Below are 6,403 nucleotides of genomic sequence, written 5' to 3' on the forward strand. Positions count from 1 at the left end.
GCGCCTTCAGTCGCAGCTTGAAGTGCTTGACGTCCGAGGACCGATTCTTCTCGGCTTACCTGCTGGCTCCCGCTGGGCCCTGCGCCCCCACGGCCACGGACCGCAGCCGGTGCAGGAACCGGAAGTAGGTGCGGTTGATCATCGGGTGATGGGCGTCCGTGGGACCGAAGTCGCTGTCAGGGTGGAACGCGAGCACGGTGAGCGCCGACCGGCCTGTTCCAGGCGCGTCGCGTGTGTGAAAGGCGTGGTAGGTCTCGGGCGGCAGGAAGAAGATGCTCCCCTTCGTGAGCGGGTGGTCTCCCATGGGGGTCTTGCACAGCCCCTCCCCCGCGATGACGGCGCCACAGCGGACGCTCGGGTGCAGGTGCCGCGTCTGGTGGGTGGCCGGTGGGAAGTAGAGGGCGTTGAGGCAGGGGTCTCCGCGCTTCACCGGGGCGATGAGCAGCGTGTCCGTGCAGCCATCGATGTACTCCAGCCGTCCCCAGTCCTCGATCTCCCCACCGAAGAGCGTGAGCCCCTTGTAATGGAAGCGCGTGGTCACCACGCACTGGCCTGTCCCATCAAGGGTAGCGGCACCCGCGACACAGAAGAAGGTGTTAGCGCCAACGGTCACTCTGCGGCCTCGCTCCGTGACAGCGCACTCCCCCTCCAGCACGTAGCCATAGTGCGTGGAACTCTCTTCCAGAGCGGTCACCTCGCCGGGCGGGTGGCAGAAGAGCCGGAGAGGGTGGTGGACATTGCGGTCCAGGCAGCCGGTCTTGCGCAGGAGCAGGGAGATGCTCTCACCGAGCTCCTTCGGCGGCTCGGGAACACCCAGCTCCCGGAGGCACGCGGCCACCTGAGGCCCCAACTGCCGCTCACCGGTGAAGGCCTCGAGGCTCGCGGCGAAGTCCGCCTCGTCCTCGGTGACCCCAAGGCTGACGAGAACTCGCCCCAGACTCCGTTCCACCTCACCATCCGAGCCCGCGCCAGAGAGCTGCCGGAGATCGACCGAGCGCCGGAGCCTCTCGAGATCCGTCATGCCCGCGGGCTCTCGAAAGTCGATCGTGAGTCCGGGGGCGTAGGCCTCGACCAGGAAGGTATTGGGGCTGATGACCACCCTGCCCTTCCGGCTCACTCCTTCTCCTTGGGCTCGGGCGGCTCCCACGAGAACGCCACGGTCGGTGCCTTCACGGCCTTGGCGTCCTTCATGAGGAAGCCCTCGGTGCGCTTGGCCGCGCGATCCAGCGCAGGCTTCAGCGAAGCGGGGATGGGCAACAGGATGCCCACCACGAAAAAATTCCCCCGGCACGCTTCGCTGGCGTAGCCGAACGCGATGCGCACGGCGACCTTGTTGCCCTCGATGTGATGGAACGCGACCCCGCGCTCGACGGCGTCGAGCCCGTACCGGAAGCCCACGCAGTCCTCTCCCTCATCCAGGGTCTCCAGCATCGCCTCCACCGTCTTGGCAGCATCAAACGCCTTCTGATCGCTGATGTGCTTGCGCACGAAGGTGTCCGCCTTGAGCGCCTTCAGCACGTCCTTCTCGGGGAACACCTTCATCAGTGAGAACGAGCCCTGCTCCTTCGAGACGTCCTTGAGCACATAGGACGTGCTCGCGTACGGGTGCGCGCCCCCTGTGAAGCCCGAGTTCGACTCCTCGTAGCTCACCCACGGGCCCACCACCGACAGCACCTTGAAGGACTGGAAGGCCTCCCAGCCCGTCGGATCTTGGCCCTCCTCCACCTCGAAATTGGAGAGGAACCCCTTCTCGCGCGACTTCAGGCCAAAGACTTCCTTGCCGCCACGCAGGGCCCGCAGGTCCTCCGCCGTCATCTCGAACGCCACGTCCGTGCCGCTCACCTTCCACTTGAGGGGCGCAGCCGCAGCCGGCTGAGCCGGAGCGGCGAGCAGCACCACCATCACCACGGAGCTCATGAACATGCGCCCATCCTGCCCGAAATTCCCGGCCGATGGTGGCACCTGGAGAAGGCGCGTGAAAGCCCCCCGGGATGCGGAGGTGTCCCCTCACGGAGTGATACGCTTCGCCCCCTCATTCACCGGAGAGCCGCTCCACCATGCCCCACGTCTTTCACAGCCCGCTGACCACGCTGATGGGAGCAACGAGCGGCTGCGCTCCAGGCTGCGGCTGCGACGACGACATTCCCGTCCCAGACCCGCACCAGGTGGCCGCCTGGGTCCAGGAGGCCGGCGAGGCCAAGGCGCGCAAGGCGCTCGGGCAGTTGCAGCGCGTCATCGAGCGCAAGCAGCTGCAGAACATGAAGGACATCCAGCGGCAGGTGGGCCGCACCTTCGCCGGCCCCGTGCAGTTGGAGGCGTGGCTGCGCGAGTGGGAGCAGGCCCTGCTCGCGGCGCTGGAGCCTCCGAAGGAAGAGCCGCGCTGAGCCTCTCCCCTCGGCACCGAGAGATGGACAACTCCCCGGGCCATGGGCTGTCGTTGGGCCCGAGCCCGCATGACGCTCGAACATTTGGAAGAGGATCCCTGACAATGAGCACCCTGGATGAGAAAGCGCTGTCGGAGCTCTGGGACCAGCACATGGCGGCCGAGTTCGGCATGAAGGACGTCGAGAAGATCCTGGCGACGATGGCCCCCCACCCCTCCGTCAACCACGTCCCGGTGATGATGGGCGCCATCGGCCGGGAGCAGGTGCGCGAGTTCTATACGAATTTCTTCCTGCCGCAGCTCCCCCCGGATCTGGAGAACATCCCCATCTCACGGACCATCGGGCAAGGGCGGCTCGTCGACGAGTTCGTCGCGCGCTTCACCCACTCCATCCAGATCGACTGGCTGCTGCCCGGCATTCCCCCCACGGGCAAGGTCCTCGAGTTCGCCATCGCGGCCATCATCCAATTCGAGAACGACAAGATCCTCAGCGAGCGCCTCTACTGGGATCAGGCGTCGATCCTCGTGCAGTTGGGGCTCATCGACCGCTCCCTGCCCGTGCTGGGAGCGGAGATCGCGCATCAGGTCATCCAGCCTGTCCAGCCGATGAATGCGCTGCTCCAGCGCGCGCACAAGCGCTAACCACCACACCGTGACAGGACAAGGAGTGTCACCATGAAGGGATTGAAGGACAAGGTCGCCATCGTCACCGGCGGCGCGACATTGATTGGGGCCGGAGTGGTCCGTGCCTTTCAGGAGGCCGGCACACGGGTGATGATCGCGGACATCAACGCCGCCGGTGGCCAGACTGTGGCGCGCGAGCTGGGGCACGGGGTGGCCTTCCGCGCGACCGACGTCACGGATGACGCCCAGATCGACGCATGCGTCGCCGAGACGGTCGAGCGCTTCGGCGGCATCGACTTCCTGGTCAACGCGGCCTGCACCTATGTGGACCACGGCCTGGCGTCGAGCCGCAAGGACTGGCTGGACTCGTACAACGTGAACGTGGTGGGCGGAGTGATGATGGTGAAGGCCGTACGCCCGCACCTGGTGGCGCGAGGCGGGGGCGCCATCGTCCACTTCAGCAGCATCAGCGCCCAGGTGGCGCAGACAGGACGGTGGCTCTACCCGGCCACCAAGGCGGCCATCCTCCAGATCACCCGGAGCCAGGCCATGGACCTCGCGCCTGACAAGATCCGGGTCAACGCCGTCTCTCCGGGCTGGATCTGGAGCCGGCCCATGGACGAGGCGACCCACGGCAACAAGGCCGCGATCCAAGCCATCGCGGGGAAGTTCCACCTGCCCGGCCGCATCGGTGAGCCGGAGGAAGTGGCCCAGGCCGTGCTCTTCCTCTGCTCTGACAATGCCTCCTTCATCACCGGCACGGACATCGCCGTGGACGGCGGCTACTCGACGATGGGGCCCGAACGGGCGGAGCCTCCCTCCCCCTCAAAGTAGGCACACGCACTGCCCGTTCACTGCCGCGCGGCGGTGTGACACACCCTCGGCGTAAACTGCCGCCCGTGCTACTGAGTCATGCGCCTTCCATCCCACCTGTGAGATAGGAACACACAGGAGCATGGCTCGACACGGTGCCAGAATTCGTGTGCTATGTGCGCGCCGCGGGGTGCATGCGCTGACCCATTCTCGATGGAGAGAGCTCTCCTCTGAACGTGACACTCAGAGGAGTGGAAGCAGCAGACCCTTCGGTGATTTCGGGGACACGGCAGAAGGGGGCACCTGACAATGAGAACATTCGTGGAGTACAGCGGGTTTCAGGTCTTCGGAGGCACTGTGCTGACCTTTATCGAAGGCTTCAGCACCTTCACGCTCCTGGCCCATCAGTTCTTGATGGACGAGCAGGTGGGCACCAGCGATGCCGCAGGAAACTTCGTCATCGACAAAGAGAAGCTCTACCCCATGCCCAATCTCTTGAGGGCATTCGCGCGGATGGGCCGGGAGTTTGGGGACCTGCCCCTGTACCGGGCGGGGCTCACGATTCAGAAAAACGCCGCCTATCCCCCGTCCATGCTGAGCCTGGGGCTCGTCGAGGCCATCCCCTTCCTGGACGTGGGCTACTACCTGAACCACGCCTGCCGGGACGGACTGCCCTTGTTCGACGTCACCAAGAACGAGATGCGGTACTCGGGAGGCATTGGCCACTATTCGTTCAAGGGCGTGCCCGGCAAGAAGGAGATCAAAGGCTTCGTGGATGCCCCGTATCCCTGTCCCTATGGGCACGGAGTCGTCCTCGGAGTGGCTCAGCGCTTCGAGCCTTCCGCCACCGTGACGCATGACTCCGGCCCCTGCCGCAAGACCGGGGACAAGGCCTGCTTCTACACGGTCAAGTGGACCTGACTGCGGTGCCAGTAGGCCGCAGCCTTGAGCCAGTCACTCGGATGCCGGCGCTCGTCGGCGAAGTGAGTCCGTAGGTCGCGAACGATGGCAGCCTCGCCGGCAATCCAGACGAAGCCATCCCCGGCGGGAGGAGAGAAACCAGCGAGCGCACGGCGCAGCAGCTCGCCGTCGTGCTCGCTCGGCTCGCCGCGCACAACCCAGAAGGTTGCTGGAGCTCATAGACCGCAGGACCGAAAATTCCGCCGATCTGACCTGAATCCTCGCTCTCCCGCGCATCGAGCTCCCGACGCATCTTCGGGTCTCATCGCCCGCCTCTCGCGGGCCTCCCGAGGACACGTCATGGCTCACGAACACCCCTCCCACTCCGTCCACCACATCGTGCCGGGCTTTGGCGCCGACCGCGCCGCCCACTACGACGCTCAGGCGTCCATCAACCTCGCCGGCGCCCAGGCGTTGTACGAGCTCGGCGTTAGCGCGACGACCGCCCAGCTTGACGGCCAGGACACGGCGTCACTGCTCTTCGTGGGACTGGGCACGGGCGCGGAGCTGGTGCCCTATACCCGCTTCAACGTGCCGGGCTGGCGCTTCACGGGCGTGGATCCCTCCGACGCCATGCTTGCTGTCGCCCGTAAGCGCCTGGAGGACGAAGGGCTGCTCTCGCGCACGCACCTGCACGTGGGCGAGCTGCACACCCTGCCTCCCAGCCCTCCGTTCGACGGCGCGCAGATGATGGGAGTCCTCCACCATGTGGAGGGCGAGGAGGCCCGCCTCGAACTCCTGCGCGAGGTGACCCGGCGGCTCAAGCCCGGAGCGCCCCTCGTGCTGGGCTGCCGCGTCGGCATGGACCCCGAGCTGATGAACGTGGAGCTGCGGCGATGGCGAGCGTATGGAGTCCCTACGGACGAGCTGGAGCACCGGCGCCAGCGCTTCGCGATGATACGGCCCATCGAGTCTGATGCCGCCCTGTTCGCGATGTTCGCCCGGACCGGACTGGTGGCGCCGCGGACGCTCTTCGTCTCGCTGCAGTACAAGGTCTTCCTCGCGCGCTTCGAGCCTGGAGCCGCCGGCTGAGGACGGTCATCGCGCCGGCCTCTTCCGTTATTCGCCGGAGTGTCCTTCCTCTGGGAGCACGGCCAGTGGACAGTCAATGCGGCGAAGAGGCTACCGAGTTTTCACGGAGCTCGAACACTGCCTCGAGTACTCGGCCTTCGCCGTCGATGGAGCGGACGGGCTGTGCATGGTCGTCTATGCGCCAGCCGCCACCGGCCGATGCTCGGGTGATAAAGCTGCTTCTCTTACGCAAACCTCCCGCGACCTGAGCCAGCCCGCTTTACCCGGCCTCCCATCCTTCTCATGCTTCTGCCCAGGGTCCAGGCCACTGCCAGCAGGGCCCAAGTGGCTGAAAAGGTGGGGGCGGCGGCACAGCTCCAGCCGTAATGGCTCCGCAGGATCGCGAAGCGGTGCTCGTCGGAACTCGGGCTGCGATTGCCGGCCGCATCCCTGGCCATGGCGGAAACGAAGTGGTACCCAAATTCCAGCTTCGTGGGCACAGTGAAGCTCCAATGTAACCGTTCACCGGGAGGGACTTGGTTGGGGAGAGAGCAGCCGGAGTAGAACCCTATTGAGCAGGTAGGCCGTGCCGTGTTCTACCTGCTGAGTGAG

At 65.9% G+C, this 6,403-nt stretch carries 8 protein-coding genes; 5 read left to right on the forward strand and 3 right to left on the reverse strand.

All coding sequences use genetic code 11. From position 1 onward, the window contains the following. Positions 1-55 precede the first annotated feature (55 nt). Together DB31_RS45115 and DB31_RS23710 are read right to left on the reverse strand one after the other, a co-directional pair. The gene (locus DB31_RS45115; RefSeq protein ID WP_052420182.1) at positions 56-1,117 is read right to left on the reverse strand and encodes an AraC family ligand binding domain-containing protein; all 1,062 of its coding nucleotides are present in this window, start codon (positions 1,115-1,117) and stop codon (positions 56-58) included. Then, positions 1,114-1,923 carry a polysaccharide deacetylase family protein gene (locus tag DB31_RS23710; protein ID WP_044191426.1) on the reverse strand — a complete coding sequence of 270 codons (810 nt, stop codon included), beginning with the start codon at positions 1,921-1,923 and terminating at the stop codon, positions 1,114-1,116. Before DB31_RS23710 ends, DB31_RS45115 begins: the two co-directional genes overlap by 4 nt. 134 nt (positions 1,924-2,057) lie before the next feature. On the opposite strand from DB31_RS23710, the gene DB31_RS23715 reads away from it, so the two are divergent. The 4 genes from DB31_RS23715 to DB31_RS50640 all read left to right on the forward strand — a co-directional run bounded on the left by DB31_RS23715 (position 2,058) and on the right by DB31_RS50640 (position 4,741). After that, complete coding sequence (locus DB31_RS23715; RefSeq protein ID WP_044191428.1) at positions 2,058-2,384, forward strand: hypothetical protein; 327 nt, start codon at positions 2,058-2,060, stop codon at positions 2,382-2,384. 104 nt (positions 2,385-2,488) lie between these two features. Then, positions 2,489-3,025 (forward strand): ester cyclase, encoded by a 537-nt coding sequence (locus DB31_RS23720; RefSeq protein ID WP_052420183.1) that lies wholly within the window; start codon positions 2,489-2,491, stop codon positions 3,023-3,025. Between the two features lie 33 nt (positions 3,026-3,058). Then, on the forward strand, positions 3,059-3,841 hold the full coding sequence (locus DB31_RS23725; RefSeq protein ID WP_044191431.1) for an SDR family oxidoreductase: 783 nt from the start codon (positions 3,059-3,061) through the stop codon (positions 3,839-3,841). Positions 3,842-4,129: 288 nt separating this feature from the next. Then, complete coding sequence (locus DB31_RS50640) at positions 4,130-4,741, forward strand: hypothetical protein (RefSeq protein ID WP_157232124.1); 612 nt, start codon at positions 4,130-4,132, stop codon at positions 4,739-4,741. Here DB31_RS50640 and DB31_RS23735 read toward each other — a convergent pair. Continuing rightward, positions 4,720-4,935, reverse strand: a complete 216-nt coding sequence (locus tag DB31_RS23735) for an SIP domain-containing protein (protein ID WP_044191434.1) — start codon at positions 4,933-4,935, stop codon at positions 4,720-4,722. The genes DB31_RS50640 and DB31_RS23735 overlap by 22 nt on opposite strands. A 145-nt stretch (positions 4,936-5,080) precedes the next feature. On the opposite strand from DB31_RS23735, the gene DB31_RS23740 reads away from it, so the two are divergent. Next, positions 5,081-5,812 (forward strand): class I SAM-dependent methyltransferase, encoded by a 732-nt coding sequence (locus tag DB31_RS23740; protein WP_044191436.1) that lies wholly within the window; start codon positions 5,081-5,083, stop codon positions 5,810-5,812. The last annotated feature ends 591 nt before the right edge of the window (positions 5,813-6,403 follow it).

It is taken from the genome of Hyalangium minutum, from assembly GCF_000737315.1.
GTDB lineage: Bacteria > Myxococcota > Myxococcia > Myxococcales > Myxococcaceae > Hyalangium > Hyalangium minutum.

Excerpts from the sequence above, each read along its gene's own strand:
- DB31_RS23710 (WP_044191426.1), bottom strand. The coding sequence starts at position 1,923 with ATGTTCATGAGCTCCGTGGTGATGGTGGTGCTGCTCGCCGCTCCGGCT.
- DB31_RS23715 (WP_044191428.1), top strand. The coding sequence starts at position 2,058 with ATGCCCCACGTCTTTCACAGCCCGCTGACCACGCTGATGGGAGCAACG.
- DB31_RS23720 (WP_052420183.1), top strand. The coding sequence starts at position 2,489 with ATGAGCACCCTGGATGAGAAAGCGCTGTCGGAGCTCTGGGACCAGCAC.
- DB31_RS23725 (WP_044191431.1), top strand. The coding sequence starts at position 3,059 with ATGAAGGGATTGAAGGACAAGGTCGCCATCGTCACCGGCGGCGCGACA.
- DB31_RS50640 (WP_157232124.1), top strand. The coding sequence starts at position 4,130 with ATGAGAACATTCGTGGAGTACAGCGGGTTTCAGGTCTTCGGAGGCACT.
- DB31_RS23740 (WP_044191436.1), top strand. The coding sequence starts at position 5,081 with ATGGCTCACGAACACCCCTCCCACTCCGTCCACCACATCGTGCCGGGC.